This is a genomic window from Neobacillus sp. NPDC093127 (assembly GCF_044754175.1).
Lineage (GTDB): Bacteria > Bacillota > Bacilli > Bacillales > Cytobacillaceae > Neobacillus.
In genome coordinates this window covers 1-19,731 of sequence record NZ_JBIVOP010000006.1, presented here as the reverse complement: position 1 = coordinate 19,731, position 19,731 = coordinate 1, and the positions used below count along the sequence as shown (strand labels likewise).

The 19,731-nt window shown below is 39.6% G+C and carries 20 protein-coding genes; 19 read left to right on the top strand and 1 reads right to left on the bottom strand.

Annotated features, from left to right (window positions below; all coding sequences use genetic code 11):
- Positions 1-9 precede the first annotated feature (9 nt).
- The 18 genes from ACIQCO_RS10005 (at position 10) to ACIQCO_RS09920 (ending at position 17,673) form a co-directional block, all read left to right on the top strand.
- Positions 10-1,173, top strand: a complete 1,164-nt coding sequence (locus ACIQCO_RS10005; protein ID WP_400428025.1) for a dipeptidase — start codon at positions 10-12, stop codon at positions 1,171-1,173.
- A gap of 28 nt (positions 1,174-1,201) precedes the next feature.
- Positions 1,202-3,331 carry a CocE/NonD family hydrolase gene (locus ACIQCO_RS10000; protein ID WP_400428023.1) on the top strand — a complete coding sequence of 710 codons (2,130 nt, stop codon included), beginning with the start codon at positions 1,202-1,204 and terminating at the stop codon, positions 3,329-3,331.
- Between the two features lie 29 nt (positions 3,332-3,360).
- Complete coding sequence (gene kynA / locus ACIQCO_RS09995; RefSeq protein ID WP_400428020.1) at positions 3,361-4,215, top strand: tryptophan 2,3-dioxygenase; 855 nt, start codon at positions 3,361-3,363, stop codon at positions 4,213-4,215.
- A 198-nt stretch (positions 4,216-4,413) separates the two neighbouring features.
- Positions 4,414-5,592, top strand: a complete 1,179-nt coding sequence (locus ACIQCO_RS09990) for a TVP38/TMEM64 family protein (protein WP_400428018.1) — start codon at positions 4,414-4,416, stop codon at positions 5,590-5,592.
- On the top strand, positions 5,592-5,744 hold the full coding sequence (locus ACIQCO_RS09985) for a hypothetical protein (RefSeq protein ID WP_400428016.1): 153 nt from the start codon (positions 5,592-5,594) through the stop codon (positions 5,742-5,744). The genes ACIQCO_RS09990 and ACIQCO_RS09985 overlap by 1 nt, the downstream gene beginning before the upstream one ends.
- Positions 5,716-6,477 (top strand): glycine/sarcosine/betaine reductase selenoprotein B family protein, encoded by a 762-nt coding sequence (locus tag ACIQCO_RS09980; protein WP_400428013.1) that lies wholly within the window; start codon positions 5,716-5,718, stop codon positions 6,475-6,477. Before ACIQCO_RS09985 ends, ACIQCO_RS09980 begins: the two co-directional genes overlap by 29 nt.
- Positions 6,467-6,679 carry a hypothetical protein gene (locus tag ACIQCO_RS09975; RefSeq protein WP_400428010.1) on the top strand — a complete coding sequence of 71 codons (213 nt, stop codon included), beginning with the start codon at positions 6,467-6,469 and terminating at the stop codon, positions 6,677-6,679. The genes ACIQCO_RS09980 and ACIQCO_RS09975 overlap by 11 nt, the downstream gene beginning before the upstream one ends.
- Positions 6,680-6,691: 12 nt before the next feature.
- Positions 6,692-7,930, top strand: coding sequence for an ABC transporter substrate-binding protein (locus tag ACIQCO_RS09970; protein WP_400428007.1), 1,239 nt, complete (start codon positions 6,692-6,694; stop codon positions 7,928-7,930).
- Positions 7,914-8,786: an ABC transporter permease gene (locus tag ACIQCO_RS09965; protein ID WP_400428005.1), complete on the top strand. Its 873-nt coding sequence runs from the start codon at positions 7,914-7,916 to the stop codon at positions 8,784-8,786. The genes ACIQCO_RS09970 and ACIQCO_RS09965 overlap by 17 nt, the downstream gene beginning before the upstream one ends.
- Positions 8,780-9,637 carry an ABC transporter permease gene (locus ACIQCO_RS09960; RefSeq protein WP_400428002.1) on the top strand — a complete coding sequence of 286 codons (858 nt, stop codon included), beginning with the start codon at positions 8,780-8,782 and terminating at the stop codon, positions 9,635-9,637. The genes ACIQCO_RS09965 and ACIQCO_RS09960 overlap by 7 nt, the downstream gene beginning before the upstream one ends.
- A complete protein-coding gene (locus ACIQCO_RS09955; RefSeq protein ID WP_400427999.1) occupies positions 9,603-10,610 on the top strand; it encodes an ABC transporter ATP-binding protein in 1,008 nt (335 codons plus the stop codon). Before ACIQCO_RS09960 ends, ACIQCO_RS09955 begins: the two co-directional genes overlap by 35 nt.
- A 20-nt stretch (positions 10,611-10,630) precedes the next feature.
- Positions 10,631-11,224 (top strand): CDP-alcohol phosphatidyltransferase family protein, encoded by a 594-nt coding sequence (locus tag ACIQCO_RS09950; protein ID WP_400427996.1) that lies wholly within the window; start codon positions 10,631-10,633, stop codon positions 11,222-11,224.
- Positions 11,225-11,467: 243 nt separating this feature from the next.
- Entirely contained in the window at positions 11,468-12,349 is an 882-nt protein-coding gene (locus tag ACIQCO_RS09945; RefSeq protein WP_400428512.1) for a carbohydrate ABC transporter permease, read from the top strand.
- Between the two features lie 18 nt (positions 12,350-12,367).
- Positions 12,368-13,198, top strand: coding sequence for a carbohydrate ABC transporter permease (locus ACIQCO_RS09940; RefSeq protein ID WP_400427993.1), 831 nt, complete (start codon positions 12,368-12,370; stop codon positions 13,196-13,198).
- Positions 13,199-13,214: 16 nt separating this feature from the next.
- The gene (locus ACIQCO_RS09935) at positions 13,215-14,513 is read left to right on the top strand and encodes an ABC transporter substrate-binding protein (protein WP_400427990.1); all 1,299 of its coding nucleotides are present in this window, start codon (positions 13,215-13,217) and stop codon (positions 14,511-14,513) included.
- Between the two features lie 234 nt (positions 14,514-14,747).
- Entirely contained in the window at positions 14,748-15,335 is a 588-nt protein-coding gene (locus ACIQCO_RS09930) for a DeoR family transcriptional regulator (protein WP_400427986.1), read from the top strand.
- A 14-nt stretch (positions 15,336-15,349) separates the two neighbouring features.
- Positions 15,350-16,999, top strand: a complete 1,650-nt coding sequence (locus tag ACIQCO_RS09925) for a copper resistance CopC/CopD family protein (RefSeq protein WP_400427983.1) — start codon at positions 15,350-15,352, stop codon at positions 16,997-16,999.
- 32 nt (positions 17,000-17,031) lie between these two features.
- Positions 17,032-17,673 carry a YcnI family copper-binding membrane protein gene (locus tag ACIQCO_RS09920; protein ID WP_400428510.1) on the top strand — a complete coding sequence of 214 codons (642 nt, stop codon included), beginning with the start codon at positions 17,032-17,034 and terminating at the stop codon, positions 17,671-17,673.
- Between the two features lie 63 nt (positions 17,674-17,736).
- On the opposite strand, the gene ACIQCO_RS09915 is transcribed toward ACIQCO_RS09920, so the two are convergent.
- The gene (locus ACIQCO_RS09915; RefSeq protein ID WP_400428508.1) at positions 17,737-18,381 is read right to left on the bottom strand and encodes a YczE/YyaS/YitT family protein; all 645 of its coding nucleotides are present in this window, start codon (positions 18,379-18,381) and stop codon (positions 17,737-17,739) included.
- 227 nt (positions 18,382-18,608) lie between these two features.
- On the opposite strand from ACIQCO_RS09915, the gene ACIQCO_RS09910 reads away from it, so the two are divergent.
- The gene (locus ACIQCO_RS09910; RefSeq protein ID WP_400427980.1) at positions 18,609-19,061 is read left to right on the top strand and encodes an SRPBCC family protein; all 453 of its coding nucleotides are present in this window, start codon (positions 18,609-18,611) and stop codon (positions 19,059-19,061) included.
- Positions 19,062-19,731: the final 670 nt, after the last annotated feature.

Below are 19,731 nucleotides of genomic sequence, written 5' to 3'. Positions count from 1 at the left end.
GTATGAATGATGATTAATTGTAAACAAGGATTGTTCAAATTTGACTTAACAAATGAGGAAGAAGAACGTGCATTACTGCTGCATGAAAATTCGATTATTATCGATATGCTATTTCAAGGTCCGTTATCACCAAGTGCAATTCCAGAAGAAATTTCAAACAACCTAAAGGATCGCTGCGAACCCTTTAAAGACGACATGATGACATATAGTGGAATGTCAAGTAAGTTGATTTCAAGAATGTCAGTGAATGATGAGATTCCCGAATTTAAAGATGAATGGTACCAGTCAGGAATTACCGCTGGAAATAGACAATTAAATCTATCAAGTCCTGAAAGCATCATTATGAGTATGGCCGAAGTACAACAACAGTTTGATTCAATTGCTTGGTTACGCAAAGCGGTAACCGCTGCTGAGATTATAGCAGCTAAACAGCAAAACCTAAAAGCAGGTATTATTACCGCTCAAGAAACACATGGGTTAGGAACAAATTTAGAATTACTAGAGGCACTCTATGACTTTGGATTGAGGGTCCTCCAATTAACTTATAATACACAAAATTACATAGGGGCCGGTTGTGCTGAAAAATCAAATGCCGGGATTACCAATTTCGGAATTACCTTTATCGAACGGCTTAACGAACTCGGAATCATGGTAGATACGGGACATTGTGGAAAACAAACGACTCTTGACGCTTGCCGGTATTCTAAGAAACCTGTGATTGCTTCGCATACCGGGGTTGAAAATATTTTCAATCATATGCGCTGTAAAAGCGATGAGGAGATTAAGGCGATTGCAAATACTGGTGGTGTGATTGGCGTCTTTGCGATGCCGTGGTTTGTACACGATGATCCTAATCAAACGACAATTAACCATGTTTTAGATCATATTGATTACATCATTAACTTGGCAGGTGTTGATCATGTAGGGATAGGCACTGATTGGCCGATGAGTGATGTGACATGGTCATTGATTTACTTCAAGGAAAATATTGCTCCTAAATTAGGATTTGCAAAGGGGAATGGCCCCTCAACCGAAAGTATTATTGGCTTCGAAAAATACAGCTATTTTATCAATTTTACTAGAGGATTAATAGCTAGAGGCTATTCAGATAAAGAAATCCAAAAAATTATCGGCGGCAATTGGTTAAGAGTATTTGAAGAAGTTTGTGGATAAAACAAGGAAAATAGGAGGGATTGGGAGAATGAGTAGTTATATAAATACAACGATTTTTAATTATTATTGTTCAGGAGTGTATGAGGGGAAAATTCACTTTACTGAAAAAAATATCATGCATGCGAAAGTGGACCGGCGTCAAAGAACACAAATGCAGGAAGATGTTATTGCAGCAAACCTTAAAGCAAATCTTCCTTTTCAGAAAATCTATGAAAATATTAATCATTATATAAAGGCGCAGTGGACAGAAGAGATAGTTGTCCTAGAAAATGGCGATTTATATAAAAAGCATCTTACATATCAAGCCGCTATCGGAGGGCAACAGCTTACATCACAGGTTTGGGCATTTAGAAATGGTACAGCATTAGATATCGTCACGGTGGAAGGAGAAATCATTGCCTTTGTCTGTCCAAATCGAAATGGGATGGAAGTCATTGTAAAAGAAGGATTTGAAAAACTGACACCGCTAGTTGTCTACGATGACCCGTTGTTATCAAAAGCTGATTTTGGAATTAATGATTGTGGAACGTATTTAATTCCAATGAGAGATGGGATTAAATTAGCGACAGATGTCTATCTTCCCGAGGGGATTGAAAAGGGTCAAAAGGTACCAACCATCCTTATAAGATCGTGTTATGACAGGAATGGAAAAAAGGAATTTTTAATGAGATGGGTTAACAAAGGTTATGCCGTAGTGAACCAGGATGTAAGGGGCCGTGCTGATTCGGAAGGGGTATTGGTGCCATTTTATCATGAACGAGATGATGGCAGTGACACAATCGATTGGATCATCAAACAAGAGTGGTCGGACGGAAATGTTGGGATGTGGGGAGCTTCTTATTTGGGCTATGTTGTTGTGTCGGCGGCAACAAGCGGACATCCAAATTTAAAGGCGGTGGTTGATGAAGTAAATGTTGGTTCCCCCTTCATTGATACAGTAAGAAGAGGCGGAACCGTTTGTTCCTGGCCATTGTTAAGTTGGACATTAGCGCAATCAGTTGGCACGAGAACGGATTTTGAAATATTTGCGGGGCAAACAGTGAGTGTTGAGGAAGCAGTGGATGCTAGGCCGATTAAGGAAATTCCGCAAAAAATCATTGGGAAGAATTCCGGTCCATGGGATATTTGGAGTGAACACCCTGAGTATGATGAGTTTTGGGAGAATTGTACGTTTTCCAAACGAGGTGACCAAGTAAAAGTTCCCATGTTTGTTATCTCGGGTTGGTATGATGGCGATAGTCCTGGTGTTTCTGAAACGTGGAGAATGTTAACCGAACACAATGTTGCTAATCGAAAAATTTGGCTGGGGCCTTGGGAACACAATCCAAACAGGGCTAGGGATTATCAAGGTGCTAGTTTTAGCAATGATGCCGTTGTTTATGATTATGATGTCATGGTGCTTAGATGGTTTGACCGCTTTTTAAAAGGGATTGAAAATGGAATTGATCACGAACCAAGAGCAACCTACTACCTTGTTGGCGATAATGAATGGAGGACGTCCAACAATTGGACACCTGAAGAGGCGACGGTAACCAAATTTTATTTAGCTAGTAATGGGCAGGCAAATTCCAGCAATGGCGATGGTGTGTTACGTACTTCACCGCCAGATGTGTCTCCGGAAGATTCATTTATTTATAATCCCAATCATCCGTTTGAATTTAGCGGTGAAAGAGAGCCGGAAATTCTCAATAAATTTGAAATTAGAAATGATATTCTCGTTTATACAAGTGAGGTTCTAAAGGGAGACGTGGCGATTGCCGGGGAACTATCTGCTGAAATCTATGCTTCCAGTACGGGGCTCGATACCGATTGGGTTGTGACCTTGAGCGAGGTTGATGAAACCGGAAATTCGATTCGGCTCTCCGACTACATTGTCAGGGCAAAATATCGTAATGGCTACGATGCTCCTGAACTGCTCACTCCAGGGGAGATTGAAAAATACACTATTTTTCTACAAAACATAGCTCATACATTTAAAAAAGGTGGTAGAATTCGATTTTCAATTACCTCTTCTAATAAGTTTGTTGCTTTTCCGAATACCAATACAGGAAAAAATCCATATGAAGATTCTGAAACCATGATTGTTAAGCAATCTATATTCCATAATGAACAATACCAAAGTCATATAAACTTACCTGTATTATATGGCGTGTTATAAGCGCAATATCATTTAAGGGGTGAAAAGACTTGGATGAAAAGAAGGGTAATGAGAAATCCGCAGCTGACTCAGAAAAAAATATTCATACGGATTTTTTAAACACGATGACCTACGGTGAATATTTATCCTTAGATAAAATTTTGTCTAGTCAGGTAAGATTATCGGATCATCATGATGAACTGCTTTTTATTATTATTCACCAGGTAAGTGAACTCTGGATGAAGCTGATTCTCCATGAGGTACATTCAGCAATCGAGTGTATTCAACGGGATGAATTATCAACTGCTTTTAAGCGATTAGCGCGAGTATCCAAAATTCAATCCCAAATCATATCTGCCTGGGATGTCCTTTCCACGCTGACACCAGCGGAATATATGGAATTTAGGGATTCCTTGGGTCAGGCTTCTGGTTTTCAATCCTATCAATATCGAATGATTGAATTTGCCCTTGGCTATAAAACAAGCCATATTTTAAAGATATATAAAAAGGATCCTGGTCTTCACAGTCAATTAGAAAAAGCCTTTCATGCGCCAAGTATCTATGATGTATCCATTAAAGCGCTTGCGAAGGCAGGATTCGATATTAATCCAGAGGTCCTTAATCGAGACTATTCGATTCCCTACAAAAACGATGCATCTGTAAAAAAAGCGTGGCTGGAAGTATACAAAAATGTTGATCAATATTGGGATTTGTATCAGTTGGCTGAAAAGCTTGTGGACATTGAAGACTGGTTACAGCAATGGCGTTTTCGCCATATGAAGACGGTTGAGCGCATCATCGGATTCAAGCCGGGAACTGGCGGATCTTCAGGAGTAAATTATTTGAAAAAGGTACTTGAACATCGGTTCTTTTCGGAATTATGGGATATCCGGACTGAATTATAAATACTCTCGCCTCATAAAGAAGTCCATCATAAATGATGGGCTCCTTTCCCGTTTATTAAGAATGTTGAACTTCATTTCATTCGAAAAATCGATTAATCTACATTGATATAATAGATAAATTGAATTTATAATCACCGAACATTTCTATATAATTTAAACCGCAAAGGGATTTATATTAATAGTAATAAGGGGAAGAAGGTGACAAACATTATTCGCGCCTTCATTCAATTGGTTGCAGCGGTATTTTTATACTTTTTAATTGGATTAGCAGTTGCTATCCTGTTGCTTCAAAATTCTTGGCTCGATATGCGTTTTGACAGTGAATACATGGTAACAATTTCGATGCTTACTGGCTTATGGTTTTATTTTTTAACAACGTTTTTGAATGCGAAAAAATTTGCTATTTGGGAGTCGGCCCGTTTCTCAGCCGTGATTGGTATTTTAAGTATAGCTGTTACTGCTGTTATCACGATTACCGGGGGGAGCTTTTCCATCCTCCCTTCTTATGTAGTAAGGAAATCACTGTTTTTAGAAGAAATGTTCACACTTGATGTGATGAACAGCCTTCTCATCTTCCTAATTCCAACCGGAATTGCCTTTTTGGTATTTGCTGTATGGTCCAGTAAAAAAATGAAAACAAAAACCGCTTCTAATAAAGGATGGAATCAATTATCACGGTTTCAAAAGTTTGGTATTATGTTTTTATTTGGCTTAATTGCTCTCTTCTTGTTAGTATATTTAGGACAAGGTGAAATCCGCGATTTATTTAATCAAGCCTCTGGATATTTGAAAGATGCGGATGTAGAGGGATTTCGAGATTATCTTCTTTCATTTGGACCGCTTGCCGCCGTCGTGTCAGGATTATTAATGGTGTTTCAAGCGATTATTGCACCGCTTCCGGCATTTGTCATTACATTTACGAACGGGTTATTATTCGGCTGGGTATGGGGAGCAGTCCTCTCCTGGAGCAGTGCTATGGCAGGGGCAGTCCTTTGTTTTTATTTGGCAAAAATTTTAGGCCGGCCTGTTGTTGAAAAATTGGTATCGAAGAAAGCCTTAAATTGGTGGGACCAATTTTTTGAAAAGTATGGAAAACACGCAGTCTTTATTGCCAGACTTGTTCCGATTGTATCATTTGACCTTGTCAGCTATGCTGCTGGTGTGACCTCGATATCTTTTTGGCAATTTTTCTGGGCAACGGGAATAGGACAGTTACCAGCGACAATTCTCTATTCCTATCTTGGTCAAAATGCCACGAGCACAGTGAAGATATTGTTTTTCATCTTTACCATTGTCATTGCCCTTGCCGTCATCGGTATGATTCTTCGTCCAAAATTACAGGCCAGAGGTAAAGGCAAACAAGGAGCAAATGGGTAATGGCTGCTAAATTGGATAAAAAAGGGTTAATCATTAGAATTAAGCAAGACGCCTCATTATTAAAATTGGGGCGTTTCTATTATATTGGCTTATTTTTTGGATGGCAGAAATGGGGGGGGAAAGGTGAAATTATCCGGAAATCGGTTGATTGAATCAATTGTCAGTAAAAAGGCCAAACATATGGTTCAGCCTATTAAAGGGGATATCCCGATTACGAGGTTTACCAAACCAGCCAATGAGGCCGTGTTTGCCCTAATCACGACGGCAGGTGTCCATTTGAAGACACAGCCTGTTTTTGATGTCGAGGCCGGTGATCCTACCGTCCGGTTCATACCTCAGGCAGCAGCAGAAGAAGATTTGATGATCAGCCATACCCATTTTGACCGAACGGATGCCGACCGGGATGTGAATTGTGTCTTTCCGTTATTCCGTTTAAAAGAATTGGCTTTGAATGGAATCATTGGCGGTGCTGCCCGAACACACTACGGCTTAATGGGCTATATCCCCAATACAACACCACTAGTAGAAGAAACGATTCCGGTCATTCTTAAACAGTTGAGAGAAGATAAGGTAGATGCTGTTATCTTGAATCCCGGCTGATATATCTGCCATCAATCCGTGGGATTGATTCAATTTGCTCTTGAAAAGGCGGGGATACCAACCATCTCGATTACACATTTAGCGGAATTAACCGAGAAAGTAAGGGTTCCGAGGTCATTGCATTTACGGTTTCCATTAGGGAGGAGCTTTGGCAGAGCGGGTGAACAGCACATGCAAACGCAAATCCTTCTTGATGCAATCCATTTTTTAAACGAGATTGATATTCCGGAAACAATGATTAAGCTGCCTTATAAATGGAAAGGAAAAGCAAGGAATGAAAATTAAAACGGCAAAAACAGTTCAAAGACTTCTCTGGCATTTACGCTGGCTGTTGTTAGCTGGTCTAATGGTCTACAATCTTTATTGTTTGATTGTTTCCTTTAACCTCTCATCATTTCTTCCTGTTAATGGCTTTATTTTTGCCTTATTCTTATTCGTTGGAATGTGGGAAGACTATTTTGACTGTAAATCAAAATGTATGCTGTAGAAAGGAATAGATATGAAAAAATTAAGCATTTGTTTTGTGATTATGTTGTTAATTTTATCAGGATGCAGCTCGGGAACGGAGAATAACTCCCAATTTGCGGGGGAAAATAGCTTAAAAAGTGATTGGAAGGAAATTACCACTAAGGCAAAAGGATCTAAGGTAAATTTCTTTATGTGGGGCGGGGATGAAGGAATCAATCGATATATTGATGAATGGGTTGCTCCGCGTTTAATGGAACAATTTAATATTGAATTGAAACGCTATCCAATGGATGCAGTAGAATTTATCAATAAATTGAAAACGGAAAAACGGGCAACGAAAAAATCCGGAGTAATGGATGTTATCTGGGTTAACGGAGAAAATTTCAAAACTGCCAAGCAGGAGAAGTTATTATTAGGGCCATTTACTTCGAAGCTGCCAAACTTTCAGCAATTTGTTGATACTGAAAGTGATGATATAAAATATGACTTTGGATTTCCAACAGAAGGGTATGAAGCCCCTTGGGGGAAAGTTCAGTTTGTGTTTGCTTATGATTCAAACAAAATCACTAATCCGCCAAAATCAATTGATGAATTAAAATCTTGGGTAAAGCAAAACCCGGGGAAATTTACATACCCTGCGCCGCCGGATTTCACCGGGAGTGCCTTTATTCGTCATGTCCTCCATGAAAAGAGCAAGGATTACAATGCCTATTTATCCAAGTATGATGAAGCATTGGTAAAAGGGGAAGCGGACCAGGTATGGAACGTATTAAACGAAATGAAACCATACTTATGGCGAGAAGGGAAATCTTATCCACAATCGCTTTCCCAGTTAGAGCAATTATATAAAAATGGTGAAGTATGGATGACATTGGGGTATGATGAAGCGAATGCTTCTAACTTAATAAAAACGGGTGAATTCCCTGCCTCTACAAAAACGTTTGTCCTTGATAAGGGGACGTTATCCAATACGCACTTCCTTGCTATTCCTTATAATGCGCCGAACCCGGATGGTGCCCTGACACTGATTAACTTCTTGCTGTCACCAAGTGCACAAATGAAAAAAATGGAGCTTGAGTATTGGGGGGAAAATATGTCCCTTTCCGTGGAACGTTTTCCTGATAAGGATCGAGACATCGTGGAATCAATCGACAGGGGCTCCGCAACCTTATCACAGGAAGAGTTGTCCAGTCATCAGGTCCCTGAGATAGGCGCTGAATATGTCCAATGGTTAGAACGAGGATGGATGAAAAATGTGGCGAATAAATAACTATAAGGGGCTGTTGGGAATCCTGCCAGCCCTTTTGTTTATGCTTATCTTTTTTCTTGGAGGATTATTCCATTCCTTGACACTTAGCCTAGAAAAACAGCCACTGGTTGCACAAGAAAATCGCTTTTGGGCCTATAAGGAATTAATGAACCAATCCTTTTTTCATTCCATTATGGTAACGGTTGGAATAGCGGTCGCAGTTGCTATTTTATCAGGTGTTTTGGGGCTCTTTGCTGCATTATTTTTGGCAGAACTCTCTCGTAAATGGAAGTGGCTCCAGATTATTTTGCAATTACCAATTGGTATCCCTCATTTATTTTCAGCTTATCTGTTCATGCAGGTATTCATGCAAAGCGGCTGGTATTCGCGGCTTGCTTATCACTTTGGATTGGTAGATTCAATGGAGGCATTCCCCATCCTCATCCATGATGACTGGGGCATTGGGGTTATATTAGCTTATATGTGGAAGGAAGTCCCTTTCATAGTTTTATTGATTTATCCTTTTATTGTAAAACTTATCGCGGATTGGAAGGAAACAGCAGAGGTGCTCGGAGGTTCATTTTCCCAGACAGTACGCTTGGTCATTATTCCGATTTTACTGCCAATGTGGGTTGGCGGTATGTGGGTGGTCTTTGCCTTTACATTAGGTGCGTATGAAATTCCTGCCTTGCTGGCAAAGACTTCTTTTGGCTCCATCCCAGTATTGGCTTTTCAAGAGTATTCACAATTCGGATTAGAACGCCAGCCGATTGCGATTGCAATGAATCTCGTCTTAGCTGTTATCTCGTTCCTCATAGGTTGTTTATTAATTTATTTTCAAATGGATTGGTTTAAAAAAGGGAGAAGAATATGGTGAAGAGGATTAAAACTCCGGGAATGCTGACTGTTTTTTTTGTCATGTTGTTTAGTCTTTTTCTTCTTCTGCCCTTCATTCCTTTAATCATTTGGAGTTTTACCAAGTATTGGCCGTGGCCATTAATCCTGCCTGAAACATGGAGTATGGATTCTTGGCAATACCTTTTTTCAGGCTCTGGAAGGGCGGGAGAAGGATTACTTAATAGTTTGAATGTTGCAGTACTAACTCTTGTTGGGAATATAGTATTAGGGATTCCGGCAGCGCGGGTATTAGCTCTAAATGAATTTAGAGGGAAAATGATCGTGTTTTCTATTCTGCTTGCCCCTCTATTTATTCCCTATACAGTTTCTATCATGGGTATGTACGATGTTGCTATTCAATTGGATTTTATTAATGACTATATAAGTGTAGCTTTTGCCCATTTAATCATCACCCTGCCTTATTTTGTCGCGACGATATGGTTTCAGTTTCGCTTAATTGGTGCGAAATACCAGGAAGCTGCCGCCAGTTTAGGGGCGAGCGTTTGGAAAATCTTTTTCTGGATTGAATGGCCTTTGCTGCTTCCAGCGGTGTTTTTAGGGAGCTTTTTGGTGATGGTAATTTCTTTCAGCCAATATTTACCTACTTGGATTATGAGCGGTGGGACATTGCTTACGATTCCTTTAGTTATTTTTCCGTTTGCCAGCAGTGGAAACTCTTCAATTGTCTCAGCCTATAGTCTGTTATTCTTTGTCCCCATTCTGGTTCTTATGTTGGTGTATTTTCTCCTTATGAGAATAAATTCAAGGAAACAGTTTATCAATCGAGGTGAAGATATTGCAGTTAGAACAAATAAACATTCAAATCAATAATGAAAGCATTATTAATTCAATAGATTTAAAAATAAATTCAGGCGAGATTTTTGTATTAATGGGTCCGTCCGGCAGCGGAAAAACAACATTGTTAAAGGGGATTGCCGGGCTGCTGCCTTTTGCCTCGGGAAAGCAGACATGGGAAAAAGGGACAGGAACAACCGGACTTGTATTTCAAGAGCCTAGACTTTTCCCTCACTTGACTGTTTTGGAGAATATTTCATTTGGATTGAAAGTGAGGGGAATACCAGCCAAAGAGAGAAAGAAAGCGGCGCGTGACTTTTTAAAAAATCTGCAGCTTGATGGTTTGGAAAGACGGTATCCTCATCAGCTTTCAGGTGGTCAACAGCAGCGAGTTTCGTTGGGACGGGCACTTATTCTTAACCCGGATTTGCTATTGTTAGATGAACCGTTTGCATCCTTAGATACCTCGCTAAGACAGGATTTGATTGAGTGGCTATACGAGCTCCAAAGAAAGCTTGGTTTTTCAATTTTATGGGTAACCCATTATCTAGATGAAGCCCTCTCTGTTGCCGATCGAATCGGGATTATATTGGATGGGGGATTAGAGCAGATTGGCACACCCTCCGAGCTTTTTCAAAAACCTGGTTCAGAAAAAATTGCTCAGTTCTTATCTTTGCCAAATCGTTTTTCCAGGGGACAATGGAGCAATTGGTTTCAAGGTGAATTAGATGTGCAGCCAGCACTGAATAGAGGATGGATTGATCCCAATCATTTGCAGGTATTTGATGGGGAATACAATCAAGACGAAGACACTCGAGAAGAGTTTACCTGTATTATTCCCGCTATCGTCACAAAGGTAAGACCCAGTAGAGAGGGGTACTCGATTTCAGTATTAGCAGGTAACCAATCACTGGATGTAATTACGACGGGGTGGAAAAGAGTCCCTATCGTCAATGAAAAGATAAGAATCAGGGTACCGTTCGCGCAAATACATTGGTATTCTGAGTAATATGAGAGGGAGATAGCACTGTGCTTGATACTCACGGACGTGCTGCAGTGCAGCCAATCATTTCAAAAACAGCAGATTATTTATTAAAGCTTGGCTTAAGTGCCAATCAGGTAACCTATATTGCTTTCTTTATCGGTATTATTGCAAGTGTCCTTGTATATTTTGGACAGCCCATTGCTGGAGTCGCTGTGCTATGGCTTTCGGGCTTTTTGGATGCAGTGGATGGAAGTATGGCAAGGAAAAGTAAATCATCTTCATCTTGGGGAACGGTTTTGGATGTTACCTTTGATCGAGTGGTTGAAGCAGGCATCATCGTTGCTTTGGCGCTTCGCCATCCCGAACCAAAAATATTGCTGCTATTTCTCCTATTAGCGGTATCGATTATATTTACAATGACCATTTTCCTAACAGTAGGGGCATTATCTGAAAAAGAGAGCTATAAATCCTTTTATTATCAGCCCGGACTAGCCGAAAGAACAGAAGGCTTCATTTTATTTACTTTGCTGGTCTTATTTCAAAACCATTTAGTCCTCTGGACAACCATTTTTATCGGCGTTGAAATAACAACCGGAATACAACGGCTTTTGGAAGCAGGAAGAATCTTAAAATCATAAAACAATAAGTTAAAACCGCTTGGGTGCCCAGGCGGTTTTTTATTTTTTTCCATTTGACAAGCAAGACAGAAAATTTGACAATTTTTTTAAATTTTTTGTTTACATAAAAGGGAACCGCTGTTAAGATGAAAATACATTCAATAAATGAATATATATAACTACTTAATATTCATAAATTGAAAGGAGGGGTCAAAATTGGGTGTTCCTGCTGCAAAAATAAAGCCAAGTAAGCAGTTATTAGCGATAAAGAGACCAAAAAGAAAATTATCCCTCACACCATTACTCTTTATTCTGCCAGCAATCGTTCCGCTCATCATATTCTGGATTTATCCAATGGTTAAATCGCTGTACATAAGCTTTACTGATTGGGACTACGTCAGCCCGGAATATGAATTTGTTGGTTTCAGTAATTATACTGACTTGCTAACTGACCCGGGGTTTTATTCGGTGCTAGTAAATACCGTGGTTTTTTCAATGGGAGTGGTTATTCCTTGTGTAGCAGGCGGCCTTTTGCTCGCTTTATTAGTCAGCGGAAATGGAAAGGGAATGGGGATATACCGGACATTAATCTTTTCACCTTGGGTTACCCCGACTGTAGCCGTTTCGATTGTTTGGTCGTGGATATATGAGCCGAATGTGGGCTTGGCGAATTGGATCCTGACCATGCTAAAGCTTCCGGCACTTGGATGGACATCCAGCTCGACCTGGGCAATGCCAGCGGTCATTATCGTGAGTATCTGGAAAGGTGTCGGCTGGGCAATGATTTTTTATTTGAATGCCTTGAAAAGGGTCCCAGTCAGCCTTTATGAAGCAGCTTCATTGGATGGGGCAAGCAAATGGCGCCGATTTTTACATATTACGATCCCATTTATTTCACCAACGACGCTGTTTTTAATTGTGATTACGTCGATTGATGCGCTTCAGGCCTATGACCAGATTCAGGTGTTGACACAGGGAGGTCCAGCAGGAAGTACAAGAACATTGCTTTACTTCTACTATCAAACGGCATTTGAGGAATTTAATATGGGTAAAGCCACTGCGACTGCCATCTTGTTAGTAGTGATTACAGCAGCATTTTCATTTTTACAGTTTATATTTTCAAAACGATGGGTTCACTACCAATAGCAAAAAGGGGGCTAGAAATTGAAAAAGGCGCCTATTTTATGGGTCAAGCACATAGTGTTAATTTTCTTCAGCTTGTCGATGGTCTTTCCTTTTTTGTGGATGGTGATCAGTGCCCTGAAAACGAAGGATGAAATTTGGCAATTTCCGCCTACGTTATGGCCGAATAAACCAATGTGGCATCATTTTGCCGATGCGTGGGCAATGGCACCATTTGATCAGTATATTTTTAATAGCATTTTTACGGCAAGTGCAATTGTATTGATCCAAGTGGTAAATTCGGCCTTAATTGCTTACGCTTTCACGCAATTAAGGTTTAAAGGGAGAAACCTGCTCTTTTCGATTATTTTGATTACCTATATGCTGCCAGTTGCGGCAACATACGTACCAAGTTATGTCATTTTAGCAGATTTTAATTTACTAGATACGTATTCAGGCTTGATTTTATCTAATGCCGCCAGCGTATTCGGAATCTTCCTGTTTAGGCAGGCGTTCCTGCAAGTTCCGAAAGAGTTAATCGAGGCAGCACGGGTTGACGGTGCAAGGCACTGGACCATCATTTGGAAAATTATTTTTCCAACCACAAAAGCAACATTTATTACTTTTTCGTTAATTAGCTTTGTGCAAAACTATAATAATTACCTTTGGCCAACATTGATTACCAGGAGTGAAAGTAAGTATTTGATTACCACTGGGCTGAGACAGTTTTTCATTCAAGAGGGTGCCTATGGAATGCAATGGCCGCTTATCATGGCCGCAAGCGCTTTTACAGTGCTGCCGCTGTTAATTTTGTTTGTATTTGTTCAAAAATGGATTATCTCTGGCATTAGTGACCAGGGACTAAAAGGATAATAGGGGGAAAAATGACATGTTAACAAAAAAGCTTTTCTCATTTACTGCGATTATTATTTTACTAGTGTCTATGATTTCCGGCTGTTCCTCCGCGAAATCGTCCGCGGATGGACCCGTTGAAATTGAGTTTTGGTTTGGCCTCGGCGGGAAGCTTGGCGAAAGTGTTGAAAAAAGAATTCAAGAATTTAACAAAAGCCAGAATGAAGTGAAAGTAATCGGAGTCGTGCAAGGGTCATATGATGAAACACTGCAGAAGCTGCAAGCGGCCATTGCTGCGAAAAAAGTCCCGGCAGCCGTCCTGATTAAAAACGACCCGATGAATGCCTTTGCGAAAAAAGGAACGTTAGCGTCTATGACAAAATACATTAAAGACGATGCCGATTTCAAACCAGATGATTTTATTGAAGCTTTTTATCAGCAGGGAACAATTAATGGTGAACAGTACGCATTGCCACTTTACGGAACCACACAAGTCCTTTATTACCGAAAGGATATGTTTGAACAAGCAGGCATTTCCCAGGATAAGCTGAAAACTTGGGAATCGCTTGCTGAAGTAGCAAAGCAGTTGACAAAGAATAATGGGGGCAAGATAGAAGTTTATGGATGGGAGCCAATGTGGGGACCAGACAATCTGATTGATGCCGCGCTAAGTAATGGGGCGAAATATTTAAGCGAAGATGGTAAGAAAGTGTTAATTGATTCTCCAGAATGGATTGATTCATGGGAATTCTTCAGAAAAGGAATTCATGATGATAAAACAATGGCGATTCACCACGATGGCCAGGGCTGGGAATATTGGTACAAAACGATTGATGATGTCATCCAAGGACGCGCTGCCGGTTATACTGGCTCAAGTGGCGACCAGGGAGATTTAGACTTTTCCATCCTTGCTGCAACACCACAGCCAGGCTGGGAAGGGAAACAGGCTGCACCGCACGCAGCGGCACATTTGGGAGCGATTCCAGCACTAGCTTCAGAAAAAGAAAAGAAAGCAGCATTTAAATGGTTGAAGTTTTTTACTAATGCCGAAAACATGGCCGACTGGTCTATTAATTCCGGCTATATTCCAGTGAGAAAGTCTGCAGAGGAAGTTCCAGCGTATAAAGAATTTGCTGAAAAGAATCCGCAAATTAAAGTACCGCTCCAGCAGGCACAGATTGCAACTCCACCGTTTGTTGATCCTACAGGCGGAAAAATATACGATGCCCTCGTAAAGGCTGCTGATAAAGTAGAAATCGAAGGGATTTCCGCTGAAAAGGCATTAAAAGAGGCACAAAAAGAGGCTCAGCGTGCTTTAGATAAAGTCAAAAAGTAAACAGCCATTTCTTCTATAAATGCAGACGGTGTCTTCTAGGCACCGTCTTTTTCTCTTTAATAGTTTAAAAAACTTCCAAATGGTAAAAGATAATTGAAAAATGTTATTTAATGTTTGAAAATTTGATTGTTCATCAAAAATTCACAAATTACTCACGTTGACATATTGAGTATGTTAATAATGTTGATTAAACTAAAAATAAGGGGGAGCAATTTAGAAGGAAAGGGGATAAAAATGTTACCGATTGAGCGGAGGCAGCAAATTATTAAATGGTTGGAAAAAGAAGGTTCATTAGCAATTTCGGAAATTAGCACCCGGCTGCATGTATCTGAAATGACGGTATATCGAGATATAAAGCCAATATTAGAAGAAAATGTGATTAGCAAAACTTCCGGCGGAATTTCTTTAGCACCTATCGTGAATCTTCCTTCGAATGTCTGCAGTTATTGTTTGAAGGAATTACATAACCGTCACCCGATTCAAATTATTACCAATGATTCAAGAGTCGAGCAGCTATGCTGCCCTCATTGCGGGTTACTAAGATACAAGAATATTGAAAAGGAAGTTTCGCAAATTATTTGTCGAGATTTCCTTCAGAATTCAACGATTAGTGCAAAAATGGCCTATTACTTAATGGATACTGATTTTAACTTGAATTGTTGCCAGCCACAAGTATTAACATTTGGATCTCTTAAACAAACGGAACAATTTCAAAGGGGATTTGGCGGCATTATTTTACGATTTGATGAGGCAATAGTAGAAATTGAAAAGCGTATGAACGGCAGCAAGGGCTGTTCCTGTAATCATGAACGCCTAAATTAAAGGGGACTGATAGTTTGAATTTAAAAATAAAATTCAGTACTTTCATTGTGATCATTTCTCTTTTTCTATTTTTATTCCCGACTATTTTTTCTGCACACGCTTATATTAAAAAATCGACACCATTAGAAGATGAGATTCTTGAAAAAGCACCTAGCGAAGTAATGATTCAATTTAATGAAACGATTCAGCCAGCTTTTAATTCAATCAAGGTGTTTGACTCTGAAGGAAATCGAGTAGATAAAGAAAATGGCGGGGTTGATCCCAGTCAACCTACAATTCTAAAGAGCGGTTTAAAGCCGAATCTTCCAGATGGAACCTATCGAATCAAGTGGAAGGCTGTTTCAAGTGACGGCCATCCTGTTGAAGGCGTGATTGGCTTTCAAGTTGGTACTGAAGGTAGAGATTCTAATGCAGGACTGAATGAAACGAAAGGCTATACACCCAAGGCAGACCTTATCCTTATTCGTTGGCTGCAATACATAAGTAACGCTTGCTATCTCGGACTCTTGTTTTTTTACATGTTAATTGTGCCAAAAGCGATCCATGATAACAGATTAGTTAATAAAACATTCCTTGTGGGCATCATTACGAGCTTCGTCGCACTTTTTCTCAGTATTTTGTTAAGCCTTCCATTAGAAGCAACAATAGAATCTGGTTTACCTTGGAATGAAGTGCTTAGCTTTCAATTCTTAGAAAATATCATTGTTAACACGACCTATGGTCAAACTTGGATTTTTCAAGGAGCAATCATTCTAACACTTGGTTTAATTACGTCATTTATCTGGATGGCAGAAGCTACTAAACGAATTATTTTGTGGGTCTGCTTTTGTTTAGGGGCAGGGTTACTGTTAACAAAGGCGTTAACGAGTCATGCTGCCACACAAACCAATCCGCTGCTAGCGATATCGATGGACTTTTTCCATTTACTAGCTGCATCCGTTTGGGTAGGAAGTTTAATCGCTTTTGTTGCCTTACTGCCATTGCGAAAGAACCCGGAAACAAAAGAAAATTTTTTCCTAATGATAAAAAGATTCTCTAAATGGGGAATCATCCTAGTACTTCTGTTAACCTTGACGGGGGTTTTTGGCAGCCTGCTCCATGTTCCAAACGCTTCAACCCTTATTCAAACGGACTATGGAAAGGTTTTATCTAGTAAAGTTATTTTGTTTCTATTGATGCTTATCCTTGCAGCAGTGAATTTTATAAAAGGAAAAAGGGCTAAGAATAAAGGACTGAAAGTATCATTATGGGGTGAACTTTCTATTGGTTTGGTTATCCTTGTTCTTTCCGTCGTTTTAACCAATTTACCAACAGCGATGCAATCCCCCGGGCCATTTAAAGAAACAATTACACTGAATAATGGTAATCAAGTGACATTAAGGGCAACCCCTAATATTGTGGGCGAAAATTTATTTGAAGTTTCCTTAAAAGACCGTCATGGGCGGGCAATCAAGGACGTTGAGCAAATTCACTTAACCTTTACGATGCTTGATATGGACATGGGGGAAGAAACAGTTGATTTAAAAAAAGTTGCTGAAGGCAAATACGAAGTACAAGGTTTGCATTTCAGCATGGCTGGTGATTGGAACATTCATGTTCACGTTCTAACAAAGTCATTGGAAAGCATTGATACCGATTTCCGCTGTTTGGTTGGAAGTCAATAAAAAAACATTCGAGGAGAATAGAAATGAAAAAAATGATGGTTCGCGTTTCAAAAGTAGTTATTCCAGCAGTAGTTAGTTTATTTTTCTTTGCAAGCATTGCCAGCGCTCATGTGACCGTGGTTCCGAAAACTTCGGCAACCGGTGCCTGGGAAACCTACACGTTAAAGGTTCCCGTTGAAAAAGATATCGCTACAACGAAAGTAACGGTAAAGGCTCCAGAGGGAGTAGAGGTTATGTCTTACCAACCGATTCCTGGCTGGACTTATACTTCTGAAAAGGATGCCGCCGGTAAAGTAAAAACCTTCACATTTGAAGCAACAGGAGAGGGGATTCTACCTGGGCAATTCCAACAATTTGTGTTTGTGGCAAAAAATCCTGATAAGGCTGCAAAAGCTGCCTGGGATGCATTTCAATATTACAAAGATGGCAGTATCGTAGAGTGGACAGGCGAAGAAGGTTCGGATTCTCCACATTCAGTTACGGAGATTGTGACTTCGACATCAAGCGACCATCATGATACGGCGACAACAGAACATGCTGAAAAAACAGATAAGGCACAAACCACTGAGGCCGAGAAAGAGGATGATTCGTCCGATTCTCTTCCGCTGATATTATCAGGCGCAGCAGCATTACTCTCGCTAGTGGCCCTTGTTCTTGCCTTCCGTAAAAAATGATTTAAGCTTGAACTGATAACAGAAGATTGCCACCTGTGCATCTTCTGTTTTTTTAGAATTAACCTATAAGATTAAACTTTCTTGAGATTGGTTTTTCTTTTTTTTGACCCTTTCCGACAATGCTTTAAAGCGCTTTAATGAATGATGAAAAACAGGACTTTGAATGAATGTGTAAAGAAAAGTCGCAATAAACACGGGACCGCCTAATAAAAATCCGATAACTAAAACAAGGCTCTCAACGATAATCCGTGCTTGACTTACCGTCAACCGTGTTTTATCAGAAATGGAAAGCATAAAGCCATCACGCGGGCCGGCCCCAATCCCAGCCGCAACATACATTCCGCCGCCGATTCCTGTGGTTACAATGCCAGATAGCAGAATCAAGTAATCGATCCATGTATGGGTTGCTTTAGGGAGAAAATCTAACCAGAGAAAAAAGTCCATGATTGGTCCAATACACAAGGCGTTTAAGATTGTGCCAATGCTAATATAGCTGCGGGCGACAAATAAAGAAATGATAATTAGGACCAAGCCGCAGACTACACCCCATGTACCAATGGTAAAACCAAAATGCTGATAAAGGGTAACATTTAATACTTCCCAAGGGTGAAGTCCGAGAAATTTTACTTTGACGGCAATGGCATTCCCCAGACCAAAAAAGGTTAAACCTAAAAAGAACAAAAAATACTGAAAAAACCTCACCTTCAGTTACCCTCCCTAGTGGTCTGATTGTTCAGAAAACTAAAATCTACCCTAATATCTTAAGATAGGAATTGATGATTATCAATGATTTATTTCAATTTATTGATGGATAAAGGTAGACCCGTGAAGAAATCAAGGTAAATTCTTCTATAATTACATTATTTATCATATATCTTATAAAAAGACCTTCAGCTATGAAGGTCTTTTATTTCGAAAATGAAAGAGGGATAGAAATGCCAAGTGATTTACAACAAGTAGAATTAAATATCCCAATTGAGGTGATTTGGGACTTTATTAGGGATGAAGATAATTGGGCACCACTTGTACCTGGCTATATTCATCATGAAAAACTAAATGAGCGCCAAATCACTTGGGAGTTTAAGAGCAGCCTCGGCATTATGAAAAAAAAGGTTAGATTATTGATCGATATAAAAGAATGGAATGAACCAGCAAGGGTAAGCTTTGATTTGAAAAGGTCGAATGAAAAGTACATTGGCGAGGGGTATTTTGAAGCAAAAGCAATTAACAAAAATAAAACACTGGTAACAGGGTTCATTGACATCAATGCCAGCGGGGCAATGGGGACATTAGCCAATTCACTTCTTAAAAACTCGATTCCTAAATCAGCAGAAGAAGTAGCTGTTGCCATCTATTCTAAGCTAGAAGAATTTAAAGGTAGAACATGAAGAAACAAAAAAAACCTGCTGGATGCGTAATGGATTCCGTTTTCCATCACAAAGATTAAAAATGTAAGTTAAAATGAGTGCCAATTTGTATATGAAATTGACACTCATTTTTTATTGGGCTAAAGCCATTTGTGACGAAATTACATAAAAATTTGTATAGGAAAATGCACCCAAAATTGTAGGGATACAATGGCTCTGTACCCATGCAATTTTACCCTCAATTTGGTATACAATTTGTCTTATAAAACACATATTAATTGGATATATTTGTCTAGATGAAGTCTTATCCTTAATTGAGTAATCAGAGAAATTAAAAATAAGCGGAGATTTTCCGGTTAGTCCGTTGAATAGAGCTCAATTAGGGGTAAATAAGCGGAGGTTTGAGACTGTCGATTAACTCATAAAAACCTCCTTTTTCACAAACTTTTTCTAAATTCTTTCTTTTACTCATCACTTCACTCCATATGTACGGTAAAATTAAGATATATTTTATGTATGGAGTGATTGTGATGGCGCACATTCAATATAAAACATTTGGTCAGTTAACCTTTTCAGATTATGAAGTCTTCTCTTCAGTTCCTGCCCATCCTTTCTGGAGCCGAGTGGATCAAGTGGTTGACTTTTCCTTTGCAGATAAGCTCTGTGCTCCTTTGTATTCTCCCAATGGACA

What these genes read in the sequence shown, in the direction of transcription:
- ACIQCO_RS10000 (WP_400428023.1), top strand. Translation starts at nt 1,202, where the DNA reads ATGAGTAGTTATATAAATACAACGATTTTTAATTATTATTGTTCAGGA.
- ACIQCO_RS09975 (WP_400428010.1), top strand. Translation starts at nt 6,467, where the DNA reads ATGAAAATTAAAACGGCAAAAACAGTTCAAAGACTTCTCTGGCATTTA.
- ACIQCO_RS09920 (WP_400428510.1), top strand. Translation starts at nt 17,032, where the DNA reads ATGATGGTTCGCGTTTCAAAAGTAGTTATTCCAGCAGTAGTTAGTTTA.
- ACIQCO_RS09970 (WP_400428007.1), top strand. Translation starts at nt 6,692, where the DNA reads ATGAAAAAATTAAGCATTTGTTTTGTGATTATGTTGTTAATTTTATCA.
- ACIQCO_RS09930 (WP_400427986.1), top strand. Translation starts at nt 14,748, where the DNA reads ATGTTACCGATTGAGCGGAGGCAGCAAATTATTAAATGGTTGGAAAAA.
- ACIQCO_RS09960 (WP_400428002.1), top strand. Translation starts at nt 8,780, where the DNA reads ATGGTGAAGAGGATTAAAACTCCGGGAATGCTGACTGTTTTTTTTGTC.
- ACIQCO_RS09985 (WP_400428016.1), top strand. Translation starts at nt 5,592, where the DNA reads ATGGCTGCTAAATTGGATAAAAAAGGGTTAATCATTAGAATTAAGCAA.
- ACIQCO_RS09910 (WP_400427980.1), top strand. Translation starts at nt 18,609, where the DNA reads ATGCCAAGTGATTTACAACAAGTAGAATTAAATATCCCAATTGAGGTG.
- ACIQCO_RS09935 (WP_400427990.1), top strand. Translation starts at nt 13,215, where the DNA reads ATGTTAACAAAAAAGCTTTTCTCATTTACTGCGATTATTATTTTACTA.
- ACIQCO_RS09965 (WP_400428005.1), top strand. Translation starts at nt 7,914, where the DNA reads ATGTGGCGAATAAATAACTATAAGGGGCTGTTGGGAATCCTGCCAGCC.
- ACIQCO_RS10005 (WP_400428025.1), top strand. Translation starts at nt 10, where the DNA reads ATGATTAATTGTAAACAAGGATTGTTCAAATTTGACTTAACAAATGAG.